This window comes from Actinomadura mexicana, assembly GCF_900188105.1.
In the GTDB taxonomy this organism is placed as follows: Bacteria; Actinomycetota; Actinomycetes; order Streptosporangiales; family Streptosporangiaceae; genus Spirillospora; species Spirillospora mexicana.
Map to the genome: position 1 here is coordinate 275,193 of NZ_FZNP01000004.1, position 20,103 is coordinate 295,295.

17 protein-coding genes are annotated in these 20,103 nt (G+C 68.8%); 5 read left to right on the forward strand and 12 right to left on the reverse strand.

Going from position 1 to position 20,103, the window contains the following annotated elements; genetic code table 11:
- Positions 1-93: 93 nt before the first annotated feature.
- Positions 94-2,211, forward strand: a complete 2,118-nt coding sequence (locus CHC11_RS12665) for a beta-galactosidase (RefSeq protein ID WP_089311892.1) — start codon at positions 94-96, stop codon at positions 2,209-2,211.
- 12 nt (positions 2,212-2,223) lie between these two features.
- Here the strand turns inward: CHC11_RS12665 and CHC11_RS12670 are convergent, their stop codons facing one another.
- From CHC11_RS12670 to CHC11_RS12700, 7 genes are all read right to left on the reverse strand, one after another.
- Complete coding sequence (locus CHC11_RS12670; protein ID WP_089311893.1) at positions 2,224-3,222, reverse strand: zinc-dependent alcohol dehydrogenase; 999 nt, start codon at positions 3,220-3,222, stop codon at positions 2,224-2,226.
- Between the two features lie 94 nt (positions 3,223-3,316).
- On the reverse strand, positions 3,317-4,162 hold the full coding sequence (locus CHC11_RS12675) for a carbohydrate ABC transporter permease (RefSeq protein WP_089311894.1): 846 nt from the start codon (positions 4,160-4,162) through the stop codon (positions 3,317-3,319).
- A 3-nt stretch (positions 4,163-4,165) separates the two neighbouring features.
- The gene (locus CHC11_RS12680; protein WP_089311895.1) at positions 4,166-5,071 is read right to left on the reverse strand and encodes a carbohydrate ABC transporter permease; all 906 of its coding nucleotides are present in this window, start codon (positions 5,069-5,071) and stop codon (positions 4,166-4,168) included.
- Between the two features lie 63 nt (positions 5,072-5,134).
- Positions 5,135-6,424, reverse strand: a complete 1,290-nt coding sequence (locus CHC11_RS12685; RefSeq protein WP_089311896.1) for an ABC transporter substrate-binding protein — start codon at positions 6,422-6,424, stop codon at positions 5,135-5,137.
- 698 nt (positions 6,425-7,122) lie between these two features.
- Entirely contained in the window at positions 7,123-9,216 is a 2,094-nt protein-coding gene (locus CHC11_RS12690) for a beta-galactosidase (protein ID WP_089311897.1), read from the reverse strand.
- Between the two features lie 73 nt (positions 9,217-9,289).
- The gene (locus CHC11_RS12695) at positions 9,290-10,057 is read right to left on the reverse strand and encodes an SDR family NAD(P)-dependent oxidoreductase (protein ID WP_179278822.1); all 768 of its coding nucleotides are present in this window, start codon (positions 10,055-10,057) and stop codon (positions 9,290-9,292) included.
- Between the two features lie 73 nt (positions 10,058-10,130).
- Positions 10,131-11,612 (reverse strand): NAD-dependent succinate-semialdehyde dehydrogenase, encoded by a 1,482-nt coding sequence (locus CHC11_RS12700; protein WP_089312130.1) that lies wholly within the window; start codon positions 11,610-11,612, stop codon positions 10,131-10,133.
- A 428-nt stretch (positions 11,613-12,040) separates the two neighbouring features.
- Between CHC11_RS12700 and CHC11_RS12705 the strand changes: the two genes are divergently transcribed.
- Positions 12,041-12,676 carry a GntR family transcriptional regulator gene (locus CHC11_RS12705; RefSeq protein ID WP_089311899.1) on the forward strand — a complete coding sequence of 212 codons (636 nt, stop codon included), beginning with the start codon at positions 12,041-12,043 and terminating at the stop codon, positions 12,674-12,676.
- Between the two features lie 66 nt (positions 12,677-12,742).
- Here the strand turns inward: CHC11_RS12705 and CHC11_RS12710 are convergent, their stop codons facing one another.
- From CHC11_RS12710 to CHC11_RS12720, 3 genes are read right to left on the reverse strand one after another with little or no spacing between them, the layout of a single operon-like run.
- Positions 12,743-13,585 (reverse strand): carbohydrate ABC transporter permease, encoded by an 843-nt coding sequence (locus CHC11_RS12710; RefSeq protein WP_089311900.1) that lies wholly within the window; start codon positions 13,583-13,585, stop codon positions 12,743-12,745.
- Positions 13,575-14,483, reverse strand: coding sequence for a carbohydrate ABC transporter permease (locus CHC11_RS12715; RefSeq protein WP_089311901.1), 909 nt, complete (start codon positions 14,481-14,483; stop codon positions 13,575-13,577). The genes CHC11_RS12710 and CHC11_RS12715 overlap by 11 nt, the downstream gene beginning before the upstream one ends.
- A complete protein-coding gene (locus CHC11_RS12720) occupies positions 14,483-15,742 on the reverse strand; it encodes an ABC transporter substrate-binding protein (RefSeq protein ID WP_143227044.1) in 1,260 nt (419 codons plus the stop codon). Before CHC11_RS12720 ends, CHC11_RS12715 begins: the two co-directional genes overlap by 1 nt.
- 662 nt (positions 15,743-16,404) lie before the next feature.
- Here CHC11_RS12720 and CHC11_RS12725 point away from each other — a divergent pair.
- Entirely contained in the window at positions 16,405-17,121 is a 717-nt protein-coding gene (locus CHC11_RS12725; protein WP_179278823.1) for an SDR family oxidoreductase, read from the forward strand.
- A gap of 159 nt (positions 17,122-17,280) precedes the next feature.
- On the opposite strand, the gene CHC11_RS12730 is transcribed toward CHC11_RS12725, so the two are convergent.
- Entirely contained in the window at positions 17,281-17,883 is a 603-nt protein-coding gene (locus tag CHC11_RS12730) for an MFS transporter (protein WP_143227045.1), read from the reverse strand.
- Between CHC11_RS12730 and CHC11_RS12735 the strand changes: the two genes are divergently transcribed.
- Positions 17,871-18,146 (forward strand): acyl-CoA-like ligand-binding transcription factor, encoded by a 276-nt coding sequence (locus CHC11_RS12735; protein WP_245919133.1) that lies wholly within the window; start codon positions 17,871-17,873, stop codon positions 18,144-18,146. The genes CHC11_RS12730 and CHC11_RS12735 overlap by 13 nt on opposite strands.
- Positions 18,147-18,569: 423 nt before the next feature.
- On the opposite strand, the gene CHC11_RS12740 is transcribed toward CHC11_RS12735, so the two are convergent.
- A complete protein-coding gene (locus tag CHC11_RS12740; protein ID WP_089311905.1) occupies positions 18,570-19,169 on the reverse strand; it encodes a CGNR zinc finger domain-containing protein in 600 nt (199 codons plus the stop codon).
- 88 nt (positions 19,170-19,257) lie between these two features.
- Here CHC11_RS12740 and CHC11_RS12745 point away from each other — a divergent pair, with 88 nt between their 5' ends.
- On the forward strand, positions 19,258-20,046 hold the full coding sequence (locus CHC11_RS12745) for an MBL fold metallo-hydrolase (protein WP_089311906.1): 789 nt from the start codon (positions 19,258-19,260) through the stop codon (positions 20,044-20,046).
- Positions 20,047-20,103: the final 57 nt, after the last annotated feature.

Consider the following 20,103-nt stretch of genomic DNA (forward strand, 5'->3'; position numbering starts at 1 on the left):
CATGTGCCGCCATCTCCATCCGCTTCAGCCCACCGGCCGCGGACGCCACAACGGGATCCAAACCGACCTTCTGCCATCCCCGAGGAGAACCTCATGCTCCTGGCGAGCGAGTACTACCGGCCCCCCTTCCCTGAGCGCCGCCGCTGGCGGCAAGACCTCAAGGAGATGCGTTCGGCCGGTCTGAACGCCATCTACACCTGGGCGACCTGGGCCTGGATCGAACCGGCGCCGGGCGAGTTCGTGTTCGACGACTTCGACGACCTCATCAGCGAGACGGGCTCAGCAGGCCTCGGTGTCATCGTCAACACGATCGCCGAGCTGAACCCCTACTGGATCCATCTCGAACACCCCGATTCCCACCACGTCGACCACCGCGGCCGGCCGGTCGAGTCCACGACGCTCTCGTACTCACCGGTCGGCCTGGTCCCCGGCGGCTGCTTCGACCACCCCGTGGTGCGCGAACTGTCAGGCCGGTTCCTGGAGGAGATCGGTCGCCGGTACGCCGGGACCGACCACCTGGTCGCCTGGGACTGCTGGAACGAGATCCGGTGGAACGTCCAGACCGAAGGGCACATCTGCTTCTGCCCGCACACGCTGCGGGCCTACCGCTCCTGGCTGCTGGACCGGTACGGAGACCTGGACACCTTGAACGCGGCCTGGCGACGCCGGCACCGCACATGGGAGGAGGTGCTCCCCGGCAAGCAGCCTGAGCGCAACTGGACCGAGACCATCGTGTTCCAGGAGTTCCTGGCGTGGCGTACAGCCGAGCAGTTGAGCTTTCGGGCCGAGCGACTGCGCGCCGGCGACCCCGACCATCAGATCGTGGCCCACTCGGTGGTCGTCGCCCCCATCCAGACACGGTCGGAGAATCCATGGGAGCAGGCACTGTCGCGGGGCAACGACTTCGAGCTCGCGGGCAGGGTCGACGCCTTCGGCGTCTCGTTGTTCCCGGCCTGGTTCCACAAGTCCCCCGCGGAGACGTCGGCCCGCATCGAGGCCACCCGGAGCGCGGCGGGCGACCGTCCGTTCTGGGTCTGCGAACTCCAGGGCGGATCAGCGAAGTCGGGCATCGGTGTCCTCGATCCGGTGCCCGCCGACCTCCAGCAGCGCTGGATCTGGCTGTCCTACGGACGCGGCGCCCGCGGGGTGAGCTTCTGGTGCTGGCGTGACGAGGTCTTCGGCCGCGAGTCGTCGGGCTTCGGTGTCACCGGGAACGACGGGCACGCCGAGGCCCGGGTCGAGGCGCTGAAGAACACGACCGCGGTCCTGCGCGAGCACCGCGGTCTCCTCGACGCCTACGCTCCTGACCCCGCGTGCGTGGCCGTCGTGTTCGAGCCGTTGAACCACCAGTTGGAGTGGGCCCAGTCGGGCATCGACGAGCAGGCCTCCCCGGACAGCGTCGGCGGGTATCTGGCGGCGCTGGAACGGCTGCAGACGCCGTACGACGTCGTTGCGACCAGCCGGCTCGGCGACCTGTCCGGGTACCGGGTGATCGTGCTGCCATGGCCGCTGGTCGTCCGGCCGGCCGCGGCCGAGGCGCTGGCCGCCTGGGTCGAGGCCGGCGGGACCCTGCTGGTCGAGACCGAAGCGGACGCCCACGACGAGCACGGCTTCTTCCGGTACGCCGATGAACGCCCCTTCGCCGTGCGGCTCGGGATCACCGGGCTGGGGCGGCGGCAGATACCGCACGGCAGCGTCAGCGCGGAATTCGACCATGCGGGTGTGCGCGGCGACCTTCCCCTTGCGGGCTGGATCGAGCCACTCGACATCCCCGACGGTGAGACGCTCGTCGACGGGCCGCACGGTCCGCTGATGGTCCGCCGCCCGGCCGGTGCCGGAACCGTGATCGTCCTCGGCACCCATGCCGGGCGAGCGTACCGGGCCGCCCGCTCGGTCGGCTTCGAGCACCTGCTCGGGGCCCTACTGGCCGAACACGGCGGATCCCCGGCGCTGCGCTGCAGCATGCCGGACGGCGAGGTCGTGCAATGGCGCACCGGCCGCAGCGGCGACGCGCGGCTGCTGTTCGTCACCAATGCCGGGGCGCAGGCGGACGTCACGTTCAGCGGCCCGGTGGAGTGGCTCCCTGAGGGAGGGGCCGGGCGCGACCTGCTCACGGGCCGGGCGGTGACCGCCCATCGATCCGGTGACGAGGCGACCCTCCAGGTCCGGCTCGACGCGGGCGGCTCACACGTCATCCTGCTCCCCGCCTGAGACCCGGAGGCGTCAGCCGCGGCGTGGGTCGAAGACGACCTTCATGTCGCGGCCGGCGCGCAGGTCCTCGAACACGGCCTTCCAGGCGGTCAGCGGGACGACGGCGCTCACCAGCGGCTCCAGCCGCACCTCCCCCCTTCCCACCAGCGCCAGCGCCCTGCGCCAGGCGCGCGGCGTCGACGCGAAGCCGGTGCGGACCTCCAGCTCCTTGATCAGAACCAGGTCCAGGGGCGTCGTCACAGGCCCGCCGACGATGCCCAACTGCACGAAGCGTCCACCCGGCCGTACGGCCTCCAGGCACGCGGTGATCCCGCCGGAACTGCCGGACGCGTCGACGACGACGTCGAATCCGGTGGCGCCCACACGCTCCGTCGTCGCGGTCAGCGCGAGCGAGCGGACGACGGCCAGCCGGTCGGCGTCGCTGGGCAGGCCCGCCACCAGGACATCGCCTCCCAGTACCGCCGCGACCTGGGCGGCCAGGACGCCCATGGGCCCCGGGCCCACGACGAGGACCCGGTCGCCGGGGCCGACCGCTGCCGGTTCGAGCATGCACTGGCACACGCACGCCAGCGGCTCGGCAAGCGCGGCGGCGTGCTCGTCCAGTCCGTCGGGAACCGTATGGAGGTTGATCGCCGGCAGGATGATGCGCTCGGCGAAGGCCCCGTCGACGTGCGTACCGATCGAGCGGCGACCGGCACACAGGTTCGGGCGCCCCTCCCGGCACCGCGGACAGGTCCCGCAGGTGGAGGAGAAGGTCTCGGAGACGACGCGTCGGCCGATCCATGCCGGATCGACGCCGTCACCGGTCGCCGTGACCACGCCGGACACCTCGTGTCCCATGATCATCGGCGGGTTCGCCGGGTACTCGCCCGCGGCGATGTGCAGGTCGGTCCCGCACACACCGGCACCGTGGACCTCCAGTAGCACCTGTCCGCTGCCGGGGTGCGGGTCCGGCCGCTCGACCAGGTTGACGTGGCCGGGCCCCTCGCCCGTCTTCGCGATTCCGATCAAAGCCTCTCGCCTCTCCTGCGGGGTTCGAATGGGGTCGACGCAGCACGCGCCGGACGGGCGGGCGCCCGCCGGCGACCGTGCCGCCGGAATCGGTTCAGCCGCGGATGCCGCTGGAGAAACCCTTGATCAGGTATCGCTGGCTGACCAGGTAAAGGACGATCATCGGGGCGAGGGCGATGGTGATCCCGGCGAAGATGAGGTTCCACTCAGCCGTGTACGCGCCGACGAACGAGTAGATCGCCACCGGGAGCGTGATGCTGCCGGTCCCTCCGACGAAGATCAGCGGAGTGAAGAAGTCGTTCCACACGAGCAGCCCGGAGAGGATCGCGACCGTCCCGGTCACCGGGCGCATGAGCGGAAGGACGATCAGCACGAACGCCCGCAGGCCCGTCGCGCCGTCCACCATCGCCGCCTCCTCATAGGCCCGCGGCATCCGCCGGAAGAACCCGGCGTACAGGAAGACCGACAGCGGGAGCAGCATTCCCAGGTAGACGAGGACGAGGCCGATCCTGGTGCCGGCCAGGCCGGTCCGGCTGAAGAAGACGAAGATCGGAATGAAGCCCAGCTGCGATGGCAGGATGATTCCCGCGACGAAGAGCGCGAACACACCGCCCGACAGACGCGACGAACGCCGGGCGAGCGCGTACGCCGCGGGCGCGCCGATGACGAGCAGCAGCCCGACGACGACGAACGTGACGAACATGCTGTTCAGCAGTGCCGCCCCGAAAGACGCCGTGCCGTTGCCACCCTGGTTCCATGCCGCCCGGTAGTTGCCGAGATCAAGGTCGCGCGGCGGCGCGAAGGGACTGCTCGCGCCTTCGGACGGCGATTTGAGTGAGAGGCTGACCAGGAAGTACACCGGCAGCGACACGAGTGCTGCGAGGATCCAGAACCCCAGTTCCCTGAGGGCCGACATCCACGTGTAGCGATGACGCGCCATGGGTCAACTCTCCCGATCCCGCATCGAACGCAGCTGTAGGAGTGAGAGCACGGACACCGCCGCGACCAGGACCAGGGCGAGCGCCGCACTGTAGCCGAACCGGCTGTTGACGAAGGCCTGTTTGTACACCTGCGTACCGAGGGTCTCGGTCGAGGCGCCCGGACCGCCGCCCGTCAGGGCGAGGATCTGGTCGAAGACCTTCAAGCTGCCGATCAGGGCGAGGCTGATGTTGACGGCCATGGCCGGGCGAAGCTGATGAAACGTGATGTACCAGAACTGGCGCCAGTAGCCGGCGCCATCGACGGCGGCCGCTTCATAGAGTTCCCGTGGGATGCTCTGCAGGCCCGCCAGGTAGATGGCCATCTGGTATCCGCAGAACTGCCAGACGAGGACGGCTACCACCGCCCAGAGCGCGGTCGACGGGTCGCCGAGCCACGGATGGGCGAGGGCTCCCAGCCCGACCTTTCGCAGCCCCTCGTTCAGCGGACCGTCCGGCTGGAGAACGAACTGCCAGATGTAGGCGACCGCGAGCGGGCTGACGACGGCCGGCGCGAAGAACAAGGCGCGCAGTACGTTGCGGGACTTGAGCGTCTGGTGCAACCCGAGCGCCAAGCCCAGGCCCACCAGGTTCACGGCCACGACGTAGACGCCTGCCAGCAGCAGGGAGTGGACGAGCGCATCGCGTCCCTGGCTGTCTCCGGCGACGCGCCGGAAGTTCTCCAACCCCACCCATCCAGGGGCCGTGAGCCCGTCCCAGTCGGTGAACGCGTATCCGGCACCGATCAGATTGGGGATCAGGAATCCGGCTCCGTAGACCGCCAAGGCGGGTACGACGAACCACCACGAGGCCGCGGCTCCCGACCGCCGGGTGGGTCGCCCGGCGGGCGTGCGCACACCGATCGCGCGCACGCCCCCCGTCCATCGGGCGGACTGCCCCGCGCCGACGGGTGCCCGGCTCCTGTCGGCGGGCAATCAGCTCACCTTCCAGGCCGCGTCCATCGACTTCAGGATCTCGGCGGGCTTGGTCTGGTCGGAGAGCATGCCGGTGAGGCCTCGCTCGAGCGCCGCGTTGACCTCGGGCGCCGGCCAGTACTGGCTCGGGTAGATCATCGACTTGCCCGTCGCCACGTACCCCTTCATGGCCTCCGTTCCGGCAGGGAACCTGGCGGTCCCGGCCGAACCGATTCCCGCGACCGGCACCGAGCCGACTCCCTCCGCGTAGCGCGTCGAGATCCCGTCCTCTGCCATGAAACTGACGAACTTCTTGGCGAGCTCGGCCTTCTTCGCCCGCTTCGGGATCGCGAAGCCCGCCGAGGGCGCGGCCGGGACCCTCGTGGTGGCCGCGTCGTCGCCGCTGGGTAGCGCGACCATCCTGAAGTCGGCCTTCGGGGCCATCGACCTGAGGGTGGCCAGCCCCTCGATGACGTTCACGACCATTCCGGCCTTGCCCGTCGCGACCTGCTGCAACGAGGCCTGATAGGCCACGCCCGTCGGCGCGCTGCCGAAGCATCCGGCGCGGTTCATCTCACTGAACTGCTCCAGGGAGCGCAGCCAGCCCTTTGATCCGGAGAAGGTGGCCCCGCCCGTCAGACGGTCCTCGTTGAAGGAGGGGCGCTCGGCGTAGGCGGTCGATGCCGCGAGCGCGTAGGACATGAACACGGTGGCGATCGGGGTCTGGGCCCCGAGGGCGATCGGCGTCTTGCCCTTCGACTTCATCGTCGAGCAGTAGGCCAGGACCTCGCTGTACTTGGTGGGCGGTGTCACGCCGAGGTCCTTGAGGGTCTTCGCGTTGTACACGGCGCCGATCAGACCGTACATGGGCGGATAGGCGTAGATCTTCCCGTCCAGTCCGCTCGGCCCCTTGGCCTGTTCGGGAATGGATCCGGCCCAGGCCTGGTCACTGAGGTCGGTGAGGACGTTCGCCTTGGCGAGCGTCTTCAGCGCGGTCGCGTTGCCGTACCCGAGCACGGTCTGGACGACGTCCGGCGGGGAGCCGCCGTTGATCTGGGCGCGGACGACCTGGTCGAACTGCGTGAACTCGTACATGGTGACCTCGACCTTGGTGCCGGGGTTCCTGCTCTCGAACTCGCGCGCCGCGACCCGCATGGGGTTCTGGTCACCTGGTGCCCCGAGGCTGAGCGCGACCACGCGGATCTTTCCGGTGCCCGCGGCACCGTCGTCTGATCCGGCGCCTCCGCAACCGGCTGTCAGCAGCAGGCCGGCGGCAGTGCACACCGAGAGTCGGCGGACATTTCCGATCATGGGTTTCCTCGCTTCTGTCGATCCCCCAGGCCGTCGATGCGGCGCTCGAAAGCTAGCCCGCGATTGGATCCAACGTCAACCCTTCAGGCAGCAAAATTGCCCGATAACCGGCAAGAATGCGTGACTGTGGATCCATCTTCGGTCTCGGGCCGCCGATGTTCACGCCCTGCACCACCCCCAGGCCGAGCGTTATGGGTCAGCGAACGGATGGGCCTACGGCGCCGGTTTTCGGGATAGCGAACGCGGGCGCCCGCCGCCCTGCAGGCCCGCCACCGCAGACCGAGACGGACATGGGGGTCCAGCACCTGCAGGGGGCACCGACGAGGGGAGTACTTCGTCAACACCCAGATGGGCGGCGCGCAATCAGAACACGAGGGGGCGGTTCGCGCCGCCGGCCGCTTGCGCGCCAGGGTCGCGTGGTCTCCTACGTTCCGCCCCGATGAGGGGCACGTCGAGGCCCCGAGTGAATGCCGGGGAACCCGGACAACCGGTGGCACCGGCCCGATCGAAGCCGCGACGGCCAAAGCGCGCCGACCGCCAGGCCCCCTACGGCGCCGCGATGCCGTCCACACCAGGGCAGGCACAAGGACAGGCAACGATGTCGGCCACTCCCCCGGTCCCCGGAAGAGCCGCGACCGGTCCGTTCACCCTGCCCGCACCGTCGATCGCCACGGCGCGGTCCTTGGATCCGGTCCTCGTCAGCCAACGGCCTCCGACCAACGCACGATCGTGTGACCGTCGGCCGGGACCTCGACCGTCAGAGTGACTCCCGACTCGTCCTCGACCAGCGGAAGCTTCCGGTCACGGACAAGGTCCCAGGCTTCTGCGGCGCCGGCCAGCAGCGGGCCCTCGAACCCGAGCGTGGCCGCGGACCCGGCGTTGGCCACGAAGAGAAGGCGTCGGCCTCCCGCGTCACCGGTCCGCCACTGGACGACGCTGCCGTCCGCGACACTGCACCGCAGGGCCGGCAACGCCTCGGCCGACCGCACGATGGTCCGCAGGAACTCCTCGAATCCGGCAGACCGCTCGCGGCGGTGAGCGAGCCCGGGAAAACCGCCGACCGCGATCACCTGTCCGGCACCCAGCGCACCCTTGATCAGCAGCGCTTCCGCCCCGTCGGGAGCGGCCAGCGGTTCGATCCAGCCGGCGACCGGCAGTTCCCCACGCGTCCCGTCAAGCTCGTACTCGTGGTGGTCCCGATCGGCGACCCGCCGCCCGTGGCTGTGGATGCCGAGTGCGTTGGCGAACGGACGCTCGTCCGGGTACCGGTAGAAGCCGTAGAGGTCGTATGCGTCGACTTCGGACTCGACCACCAGGGTGCCGCCGCCCCGGACCCAGTCCAGCAAGTCGTGGGCCAGGCCAGGATCCACTACCAGCGGCCAGGGCATCAGCACGACGCCGTACTGATCGAGTCGCGCACGATGGCGGGCCTCCAGCACGTCGTATGGGATCTGTAGCCGCTCGAGTGCTTCGAGGTAGCCGAGCAGGGACGGCTGTGCCTGGTCGCTGTCGAGCCCGTTGGCCGCCCAGTCCAGCTGGTACGTCACCGGCTCGAACACGACGGCCACTCTCGCCGGATCCGGTCGATAGGCGTCCACCTCGTCTCGATGGCGTTTCAGCAGGTCACCGGTCGCCCGCAGTGCCCGCAACCGGTCATCTCGCGCACCGTCGTTGCCGATCAGCCCGAATCCGGACGACTCCCGACCGAACACCTCGTCGCGCCAGCACCAGAAGCTGAGAGCCTTCGCGCCCCGCCCGATCGCGCTCCACACCCAGCGCTGCTGACGATCGCCCGCTACGGACTCGTTGACCTCGATGCCGCTGCGGGCGCTGCCGCCCTGCATCTCACCGACCCAGTAGATCTTGGTCTGGGCCGCCGACCGCGCGCATTCGATGACCACGCCGACATCGGTGTTCGTCAGGCCGACCTGCGGCCATGCCGGAAAGACCGATGCGCCGAACCCGTCGAGCAGGTCGGCATGCTCCCAGTCGTTTCCGCGCGAGATCGCCTGCTCGTTGTCCAGAGCGACGGCATGCGTGGCCGGGTTGGCGGCGTGCGCGACGACGAGGTGATTCGGGTCGGCGGCCCGGACGATCTCGGCCCGGAAGGCCATGTACTCGCGGGATCGCCAGGTCAGGAAGGCCTGGAACTCCATCATCTCGGTGTACGTGCGCCCCGGGACCTTGCCCGGGTAGACGTCGTCCCAGGAGCTGTAACGCCTGCGCCAAGCACGGTTCAGGCCATGAAGATCCCCGTGCCGGTTCTGAAGCCACCGACGGAACTCGGCGAGGGTGTGCGCACAGTGACATACGTGCCCGTCGGCGTTGACCGCCCACCGAGTCTCGTTCCACACATCCCAGGCGAGCAGGTGCTCCTGCTCGGCGTACCGCCGAGTCAGCTCGCCGATGAAACGTCCCATCAGTTCCTTCACACCAGGGTGGTCCGTGCAGCCACCCGGTGTGAGGCCGACATTGCACTCGCGGCGAAGCGAGGACACCACCTCGTGGCCCATGTGGTCGACCATCCGCGAGTCCGGGAACTCGCGGTGGATCCAGAACGGCTGGATCTCGCCGATGACGTTGAAGATCACCTGAAGGCCGGCGTCCGACGCGCGCTCGACGAGCTCGTCGTAGTCGCCGAACTCGAAGCGGCCGGGTTCCGGCTCGATCCAGCCCCAGCAGGCCCACAGGTAGACGGCGTCCAGCCCGGACTCGCGCATCAGCGGCAGGTCATCGGGCCAGAACCGCTGGTCGGGGAACGGAGGCCGGTAGTACTGAGCGGCTAGCTTCATGGTGCGGAGTCCTCCTGACGTCCAAGTCGTTCACACGCGCCTTCCGGCCGCACGTTGACCTCGGTGCGGGATCTCATGCCGTCCCGTCGGGCATCCGCGCCAGCAGCCCGCCGTCGATCTGGTAGCAGGCACCGGTGATCGCGCCCGCGTCCTTACTGAGCAGGAAGAGCACAAGGCCGGCCACCTCGGCCGGTTCGATCAGCCGCCCGATCGGGTTCGCTCGCGCGATCTGGTCGAGTGTCGCCTGCGGGTCGCCCGGTGTGACGTCGGCGGCGACGGCCTCGAGCATCGGGGTCCGGACGGTGCCGGGGGCGACGCAGTTGACCCGGATGCCCGCGGCCGCCTCCTCGAGCGCGATCGACCTCGTCATCGCGAGGACGCCGCCCTTCGAGGCCGAATACGCCGACAGTGTCGCCTGGCTGGTGAAGGCCAGCACGGAGGAGACGTTGACGATCGCACCGCCCCCGCGCCGCCGCATCTCGGGGATGGCGTAGCGCGCACAGAGGAAGGGCGCCTTGAGGTTGGTGGCGAGCACCAGATCCCACGCGTCCTCGTCATCGGCCGTGACGGGGGTGTACCGCATCACGCCGGCGAGGCTGGCCAGCAGGTCTAGTCCGCCGAACCTCTCGACACACGCGGCGACCGCGGCGCGGACATCCGCCGCTCTCGACGCGTCGCCGACGAGGGCGATCGCGCGACCGCCCGCGTCCTGGATCGTGCCAACGGTGTGCCGAGCCGCGGCTTCGTCGAGATCCACCACACCGACCGAGGCCCCCTCGGCCGCGAGCGCGGCCGCGACCGCGGCACCGATGCCCTTGCCCGCCCCGGTGACCAGTGCCACCTGCGCCTGGAACCTCATCCGACCCCGCCCGTGATTCGGCGCCCATCGCAGGCGCGCCGGCCAGATCCCGTCCTCATTGGAGCGGCCCCCCGACGTTCATGGCGACGTACTTGGTTTCGAGGTACTCCTCGAGGCCTTCAGGTCCGCCTTCCCTCCCGAAGCCGGACTGCTTGACGCCGCCGAACGGCGCGCCGGCGTTCGAGACGATGCCCTGGTTGAGACCGACCATCCCCGACTCGAGGCTCTCGGTGACATGGAAGGCCCGGTCGATGTCCCGGGTGAACAGGTAGGACACCAGGCCGTACTCCGTCCCGTTGGCCTTCGATATCACCTCGCCGGTATCGGAGAAGGGGACGATCGGGGCGACCGGCCCGAAGATCTCCTCATGCAGCACTCGCGCCTGGTCCGGAACGCCGGCGAGCACCGTGGGCTGGTAGAAGTACCCCGGACCGTCGATCCGGCGGCCCCCGGTGAGGACCTCGGCTCCGCGGGAGACCACCTCCGTCACAAGTTCGTCGACCTTGGTCCGCTGGGCCTCGTCGATCAGCGGTCCGACATCGACGTTCGCTCCTGTGCCGCGGCCAACGACAAGGGCCTCCATCCTCTGGGCGAGCCGCTCGGCGAACTGCTCGGCGACTCCGTCCTGGACGTAGAACCGGTTGGCCGACGTGCACGCCTCGCCACCGTTGCGCATCTTCGCCAGCATCGCGCCGTCGAGGGCGAGGTCGATGTCGGCGTCGTCGAAGACGACGAACGCCGCGTTGCCACCGAGTTCCATGGACACCTTGAGCACCTGCTCGGCAGCCTGGGCGATCAATCGCCGGCCGACCTCGGTCGACCCCGTGAAGGACAGCTTCCGGACCCGTGGATCACGGATCAGCGGCTCCATCACCCGACCGCTCGAACTGGTGGTGATGACGTTCAACACGCCGTCCGGAAGCCCCGCCTCGGTGAGGATCTGGGCGAGGGCGAGCATCGAGAACGGCGTCTGCGCCGCGGGCTTCACCACCATCGTGCAACCGGCTGCGACAGCTGGGGCGATCTTGCGCGCGCCCATTGCCAGCGGGAAGTTCCAGGGTGTGATCAACAGACAGGGGCCGACCGCCTGCTTGAACGTGAACACCCGCCCCTGCCCGGTCTCGTTGGAGGTGAAGCGGCCGTTCACACGGACCGCCTCCTCCGCGTACCAGCGCAAGAAGTTCGCCGCGTAGGCCACCTCGGCTCTCGCCTCGGCCAAGGGCTTCCCCATCTCCAGGGTCATCAGCAACGCGAGCTGCTCGGTCCGCTCCACGGTCAACTCGTAGGCCCGGCGCAGAATCTCACTGCGCCGCCGCGGAGCCAGCGTCCGGAACGCTCCGAACGCCCGGTCCGCGGCATCGAGTGCCGCCGCCCCGTCGCCCACTGCCGCATCCGCGACCCGCCCGAGGATCTCGCCTGTCGCGGGGTCCTCCACCTGCAACGTCGCGCCGTCCCCGGCCTCGACCCACGCACCGCCGATCAACAATCCGGATGGCACGTCCGCCACCACCCGGCCCTCGTCCGCCACAACGGGCAACACTCGACACCTCCAATCCGATAGGTATTGGATCCGATCTAAGGTGGCTAGACCATACCTCCGCTGTTCACGGTGAGCAATACCGAACTATAGGATCCAATACACTCCTGAACATGCTCGGCGTCGAGGGCCATACCGCGGCCCAGTGAGGGGCGTCGTCACACCGTGGGGACCCAGCGACCGAGCATTCGGCCACCTGCCTAACGCGGGTCGGGGTGCCAGGGGAGTCTGCTGCCGATCGGATCCGACCGGCATGCGCCGAGGCTAAAGTGTGAGCCGGGGGACTCCGGTGAGGCCCGTCCTGGGATCCGATCTGCCTTCGCCAGTCCGGAGACCCCCATGCCAGTCGAACCAGCCGAGTCAAGAAGACCGAGGCATCCGTGGAACGAGCATCAGACGGGACCGAGGAAAGGGCCAAGAGCGGGTCGATGACCCAGGTGGTCACCCAGCGGCTGCGCGAGGCGATCCTCAACGGCGACCTCAAGCCCGGAAAGCGCATCCGGCAGGAGGCCGTCGCACACGACCTCGGCGTCAGCCGTCTGCCGGTACGTGAAGCCCTGCGCCACCTCGAGAGTGAGGGGCTCGTCGTCATCCGCCCCAACAGCGGAGCCCGCGTGGCCGTCCTGGACTTCGAGGAGTACGTCGAGATCTACAAGATCCGTGAGCGCCTGGAGGCGCTGGCCCTGTCCGAGAGCATCCTCCGGATGACCGACGAGCAGCAGCAGGTCGCCGCAAGGCTCGCCACCGAGATCGAGCCGCTCACGGACGACCCGATTGCCTGGCTCGAGGCCGACCGGAGCTTCCACCTCGCCTGCTACGCCGGACTGCCGACACCACGCCTGCTGCACATGATCCAGGGATTCTGGAACACCACGCAGCATTACCGCAGAATCCTGCTGACCACGTTCACCGAGGAAGACTTCGCCTGTTATCACGCCGAGCACCGACTCATAGTCAACGCGATACTCACCGGAAACACCCGGGCGGGTGAGGAACTGATCCGCGTCCACATCGAACGACCGCGTTTGCGGTTGTCCACGCACCGCGAACTCTTCGACCGCTGACTCAGGGCGCCGTCAGGGCCGGCCATCTACGGAATCGCGAGCCGAAACGCATCCGCGGGTCCGCGTCTAGCCCTTGATGGCCCCGGCCACGACACCGTTGATGAACTGCCGGGTCATGAGGATGTAGACCCCGAGAACCGGAAGCGCGGACATCACGACACCGGCGAAGACAAGCCCGTAGTTCGTGGTGTTCTCGCCATAGAAGTTGAGGATCGCGAGCGGGACCGTCTGCAGTGACTCGTTATTGGCGAAGATCAGCGGGACGAAGAAGTCGTTCCAGATCCACACACTGTTGAGCATCGCGACGGTGAAGATCGGGATACGAGCCAGCGGCAGGACGATGAAGAGGAACTGCCGCCATTCACCCGCCCCGTCGATGGCGGCGGCCTCCCGCAGTTGCGGCGGCAGTCGGCGAAAGAAGCCGACCAGCAGGAGAACGCCCAGCGGCAGCCCGTACACCGCGTACAAGATGATCACCGGCCAGACCGTGCCGACCAGGCCGAGCCAGCGCATCTCCACGAACGCCGCGATGACCACCAGCTGCGTGGGCAGCACCATGCCGGCCACGAAGAGCATCTGTACCAGGCTCGCGCCGCGGGTCATGCGGGCGATCGCGTGGGCGGCCAGGCACGCGCACGCGGTGCCGAGGAAGACCGACGCGGCGGTGATCAGCACGCTGTTGCGGAAGGCGATCAGGAGGTCGGCCTGCTCCCAGGCATCGTGGAAGTTCCGAAAAGCCCAGGACTCGGGCGGTGAGAACGGCGCCGAGAAGAATTCCGGCACGGTCTTGAACGCGCCGAGGACCAGGAAGTAGCAGGGGATGAGCACGACAAGGCATGCCGCGATCAGCATGAGTTGACCGGGCACCGAGCGTGCGATCCGCCGCCCGCGCTTGAACTCAGCGGGCATTACGTTCCCTCCGGTTGAAGAACGCGAGCATCCCGAACGCGAGGACGCCGAGAGTGATCGACAGCAGCACGCCCTGAGCCATCGCGTAGCTCATCGACGTAGTGGAAGATGTGGACGCGCCGGACGCGGCCCCGAACGCGTTGCGGTAGATGTCCACACCCATGAGCAGTGTCCCGCCGGCCGGTGCGCCCCCTGGGCCGGTGATCACGTACGCGATCTCGAACGCCCGGAAGGCGACGATCACGAGCAGCACGTTGACCGTCGTGAACGCCGGCGCGAGCGATGGCACGGTGACGTGCCGGAAGACCTGCCGGCTGTTCGCGCCGTCACTGACCGCGGCCTCCCGTAGCTCCTTGGGCACGGACTGCAGGCCGGCCAGGAACACCACGGTGCCGAGCGCGTTCCACTGCCAGGCGAACGCCGCGATGACCAGCCACAGCGCCGTCTTGCCGTCGGCGAGCCACTCGTTCTGGAGCGATCCCAGGCCGATCGCCCTGAGCGTGGGGTTCAGGATGCCGATGTTGGGGCTGAGGATCAGCTGCCAGAGGAACCCGACGGCGACGGTTGACAGGATGTAGGGCAGGAAGATGATCGCGCGGTAGACGTCGCGACCGCGATACTTGCGGTCGAGCAGGTGCGCCAGCCCCAGCGAGACCGTGTTGCTGAAGACGAAGAGCGCGGCGAACAGCCAGATGTTGTGCAGGGCCGCGGAGCGGAACACCGGGTCTCGCACCGCCTTGGCGAAGTTGTCCACCCCGACGAAGCGCCGGATCGGTCCTGCCCCGGACCAGTCGAACAGGGCGAGCGGGGCCGACCCGAGCGTGGGAAGGATGAGGAACCCGACGTAGAGCACCAAGGCGGGGAGGAGGAACCACAGATGGGTTCGGCGGGCGGGCATCAGGACTCGGGCATGGGCTTGACGGCCTCCTGCGCGACCTTGGCGAACTGCGCCGCGGTGAGTTTCCCTGAGAAGATCCCCGCGCCGCCCTTCGCCAGCGCCGCGGTCACGTTCCCCGTGTCGGGATGGTCGAGCCAGGACGGGTTGTCCCGTACCTGGAGGATGGTGTTCATCAACTGGCTCCGCGGGCCCGATCCCTGCGGGGTCATGCCCTGCCGGGCGGGCAGGCCGAGGTTGTCCAGGACCAGCTGCTGCGCCTCCGCACTCGACAACCAGCTCACGAATGTCGCGGCGAGGTCCGCGTGCTTGGAGGCCTTGTTGACCACGTACGCCATGGACAGGCCGGTGATCGCGATGTTGGGGCCGGTGTTCTCGGGGGTCGGGAAACCGAAGAAGCCGACGTCGAGCTTGGGATTGACCTCGACGAACCCGGCGTAGTCGCTCGATCCGCCGACGATCATGGCGGTGCGTCCCTGTGCGAAGAGCGCCTTTCCCTCCGCGTAAGCGACGGCCTGGTACCCGCGGTTGTAGTAGCGGGACAGGTCGATCAGGAGCTGGGCGGCCGGCAGCAGGTCGGGGTCGGTCAGTTTGCGCTTGCCGGTCCGCAGGTCCTCGTAGCCGGCCGTGTCGAGGATCGAGCTCGCCGCGAGGTGGTACATGAAGGACGGCATGATCATGTCCTGGGCCGGCATCGACCACGCGGTGACGCCTCGCGAGGCCAGTGTCCGGCTGGTCCTCAGCAGGTCGTCCCAGGTCTTGGGCGGCGTCAAACCGTACTTGGCGAAGATCTGGCGCTGGTAGTACACACCGATCTTGAAGATCTGGACCGGTGAGCCGTAGGTGTGCCCCCGGTACTGCACCGCCTTGGCGACCGCCGGGCGCAGCGACTGGAGCTGGACCTTGCCGTCGAGGGGGAGGATGTAGCCACCGTCGGCGCCCATATCGCCCCAGATGCCGTTGGCGCCGTTGGTGGCGATGGCGTCCGGAGCGGACTCGCCGACCAGTGCGGTCTTGAGCAGCGTCGGGTACTGGGCGGACGGTTTGAACCCCATATCCACCTTGACCTCGGGGTTGGCCTTGATGAAGGCGGCGACGATCTTGTCGATCGCCGCGCGGTACTCCGGCCGGTAACTCCACGCGGTGACGGCGTCCGCGCCGGAGGCACCGGAGCACCCGGTGAGGCCGCCCACCATCCCGGAGGCCGCGACCGCGGCCAGACCTTGCAGCATCCGGCGGCGACCGAGCTGTGTTTCACCCACGGCGACCTTCTTTCACTGTGCGTTGCCCTGACTACGGGAAGCCTGACGATGGTTCGGAGTCGTGAGCCGTCGGCGGCGAGCGGCTCGAGATCTGTCTCGGAGGCCGAAGGCCGTGGACGCGTGGTAGGCCGGCGGATCCGGTATCGGTTCGGAGTTGACCCGGGCTGCCATCGGCACCTCCGGTAGCGCTCTGCAGAGCGAGTGCGAGGCAATATTGGATCCCATATCGCAGGAACGTGTCAAGAGACTGCTGATGAGCTGGAAGGAGGCAGTCGACGCTCCACCACTCTGGATCCGATACAGAGGACTGATCATCCGAGGCACGATCCGCACCAGGACACACGGCGGGCGTGCACGGAGCCCCTGCTTCGGGCAGGGGCGCGGAGACGCCGATGCACGGCCGCAGGAACGACCAAGAGCCGTCTCGGTAGGCCTCCCAATCACCAGGAATGATCAGGGGTTGGATCCAGGCCGCCATCAGTAGTTCAATCGCCCAAGAAGTCCAACCAGGTGGGATCTGTTCTAACCGGGCCCAGGACCGGTCTTGTTGCCCGCCCCATCCCGTGCCAAGGTGTATGGGATCCAAAACGAGAGGGCAGGGAATGCGCTCCAGAGATGTTCACCACGACACAGGCGCGCTTCCGCCGAGCAGCGCCGGAGGCGTGTACGTCATCACCGGCGCGGCGCGCGGGATCGGGCTGGCCACCGCCGAGGCCCTGGCGGCCGAAGGTGCGCGGGTGGTGCTCGTCGACCGCGAGGCGGACGCGCTCGCCGACCGCGCCACCGCCCTCGGCGCGGCCGTGGTCGGCACCTTCCAACTTGACGTGACCGACGAGGACGCTTTGACGGAGCTGGCCGCCATGCTGGAACAGCAGGACAGCGTGGCCGGTCTGGTCAACGCGGCAGGCGTATTCCAGAAAGGGTCGGCCTACGATGTGACGACCGCGGACTGGGATCGGGTCCTCGACATCAACCTCAAAGGAACATTCCTCACCTGCCGGGCGCTACTCCCAGTCCTGGAACGCGACGGCGGCGCGATCGTCAACCTGTCCTCGATCTCCGGGCGGACCAAGTCGATCCACGCCGCGCCGGACTACTCGGCCTCCAAGGCCGGGGTGATCGGCTTGACCATGACGCTGGCCGCCCAGCACGCAGCGCGCGGCGTACGGGTCAATTGCGTCGCGCCCGGCCTGATCGACACCCCGATGCTCGATGCCTACACGCCGGAGCAGCGCGCCTCGGCCGTCAGCGGCGTACCGCTCGGCCGGCTCGGTACGGCGGCCGAGGTCGCGGCCTGCGTCGTATTCCTGCTCTCCGGCCACGCGAGCTACGTCACCGGCCACACCCTGAACGTCAACGGCGGCGCCTTCATGCAGTGAACCCCCGCCTTGCTCACGCTGGTCACAACTGGTTGCGGCGACCGAGGGCGCGACGAGGCCCCTGGCAGCGGCGGCCCGCCACAGACCGCACTGCCAGGGGCCTTTGGCGATGTCCCACGGGGCTGCGCAGACCATCGGTGCTCACGCAGAGACCTTTGTTCAGGCGACCTTGGTGGGGAGCGGAGAGTCGTTCGAGCCGGGGTTGGCGGCGACTCGGCGCGGCCGGGCCAGTGCGGCGGCGATGGCCACCGTGCCGACAAGGCACACGGCGGCCGTTCCGCACAGCGCGATGTGCAGGGCGTGGGTGAATCCCGCGGTCAGCACGGCAGGGTCGCCGCCGGTCAGGTCTCCCGCGGCGACCTTCGCGGCCAGTTCCTGAGAGCCGACGCGAGTGCCGATCAGGCTGACCAGGACGGCGCCGTACACAGCGATGAGGATGGCTTCGCTGCCGATGCGCATGGTGTTGAGGAACCCCGTGGCCATCCCGGCCTGCTCGGGTTCGACTAGGCTCATCGCCGCTCCATCACCCACACCGAACGACAGCCCGGCGCCCAGCCCGACCATCAGCAGGGGCCCGGCGATGACGGCGATGGAAGTGGACGGGCCGATCACGGTGAGCCAAGCGTTACCGCCGGCGAACAACGCCAGCGAGACCGTGATCAGCACGCGGGCCGACACACCCCGGTTCACCGGCCCGCCGGCCAGCGGCGGAGCCAGGAGCACCGGCGCGGTCATCAGGAGCAGCACCGATGAACGGTTCACTGATCGAGGCTCTCCGCACAGCGTTGGACACCACCCTGAGCGCCATGGACCCAGACTGGGATCGCCGCTTCCTGACCGCCCGCGAGTTGTCGGAAGCCGTCCCCGCATTGCAGGCGCACAGTCTGGGCTACTGCCAGGACACCACCCGGGCACTGGTCAAGGCGGTGAGCAGCCATTCTGATACCGACGTTGACGGGGTGCGCCTCCGGCTGGCCGTGGAAATCTTCGCCGAGATCCCCGCCGCGCTCATCTCCCCCGCCTGAAGCCAAACGCGGTGCTCCCCGACGCTGACCTACGCCGGCACGACCCGACCGGCCTGCTCCGCGGGCGAAGGGCAAGCGCCCCTGGTCAGCCCGGAGGCCAGCAGCAGCCGGATGTTGTCGAGCACGTGCTCGACCCCGGGGCTGTACTCGCGTTACCCGCTCGCCGACCGCCGTGGCGGAGTTGGCCGCGGGGGACGCGGGCGGGACTGCCCGCGGGGACCACTGCTTGTGACCACCGCGCACCGCTGCGATCGGTGCAAGCGCGGCGGGCCCATGCCGACGAGGCCTCCACCCGGATTGAGATGATTTTGAGGCGGGACGTCGATGCTGGATCGAGGGCGATGAGCACTTCACCGCGGTCCGCCTCGCTGGCTTCCGGGCCGCCCATGCGACCGCCCGCGAGCACTGCACCGGCACATTCGTTCAGTCTGCGTTCGGCTGGGCGCGTCTGGCGTAGGCGCGTGCGGCACGGGCGCGGTCGCCGCAGCGGATGGAGCACCAGTGGCGGCGGCCGTGGCGCAGCAGGTAACGGTTGCAGGGGGTGGAACCACAGGCGGTGAGGCGCTCGGCATCGGGACCGGTCAGCAGGTCGGCCGCGTTGGCTGCGAGGGTCGCCAGGGCGTGGTCGAGGATCTCGTTGGTGGGGCATGGGGCCGCCCGGTAGGGGCCGTTCTTCTCGTCCCATTGCAGCAGGGCGGCCGTGGGGACCCTGCTCAGCGCGTCGTTGACGGCGGACAGCGCCGCGGGCAGAGCGGGCAGCCCGGCGACATGGGCGGCGAACAATGCCCTGATGTGTTCACGCAGGGAGCGCAGCTGCGTCGTGCACATCTCCTGCACCCCGGCATCGGCCGGGGCGAGGCCGCGCTCAGTGAGCCACTGATTCGTCGCCGCGGGGGTGCCGAGGAGATCGATGAGGTGTCCCGCGGGCAGCGCGATGACGCTGTTGACGAAGTCGAGGGCGAGATAGTCCCCCGCCCCCGGCGCGGGCGGCAGCGCGGACTCGGCGGTCAGGGCCTCACTCATGACTCTCATGGTACGGCTTGCGTTCGTCCGTGAGAAGCCACTACCGTCCTTCACGGATAAACCACTTCTCATCCGTGAGGTACCCTGAATGGCCAGTACCAGCACGACCACCGAGCCGCTCCAGATCCGCGTCCTGGGCGGCCCGACTGCCCTTTTCGAGTACGGCGGCCTGCGATTTCTGACCGACCCGACGTTCGACCCACCACGCGAGTACCACGTGCCGGGCGGCCAGCTGACCAAAGTCGCGCCTTCCTCCGCCGCGCCGGGCGACCTCGGCCGTATCGACGTGGTCCTGCTCTCTCACGACGAGCATCCGGACAACCTCGACGACTCCGGCCGAGCACTGCTCGCCGACATCCCCCTCACCCTCACCACGCCCGGGGGCGGGCAGCGTCTGGGGGACGGGACCAAGGGACTGGCCGACTGGGAGTCGATCGAGTTGGACCGTCCCGGCGGCGGCACGATCACCGTCACGGGCGTGCCCGCCATCCACGGGCCCGGCACACGTGAGGAGGTCGAACCGATCACCGGCCAGGTCGTCGGATTCGTCCTGACCGGGGAGGGCCTGCCCACGGTCTACGTCAGCGGCGACAACGCCTCGCTCGACCTGGTCAAGCAGATCGCCGAACGGTTCGACCCGGTGGACACCGCGATCCTCTTCGCCGGGGCTCCCCGCTTCACCGTCCTCTTCGACAACGAGCTCATCGTCCTCGACAGCGCCCAGGCCGCCGAGGCTGTCAAGATCCTCGACGCCCGCCGGGTGGTTCCCGTCCACTACGACGGTTGGGCACACTTCACCGAGGGCCGTGACGAACTGGTGGCCGCCTTCACCGCCGCTGGGCTGGTCAACCGCCTTGACTTCGGCGACCGGGGCTGACGGGCCGATCGGAGCCGCGGCCGCCCGGCCCCACCTGTGATCTCCTCGCCCCCCGGA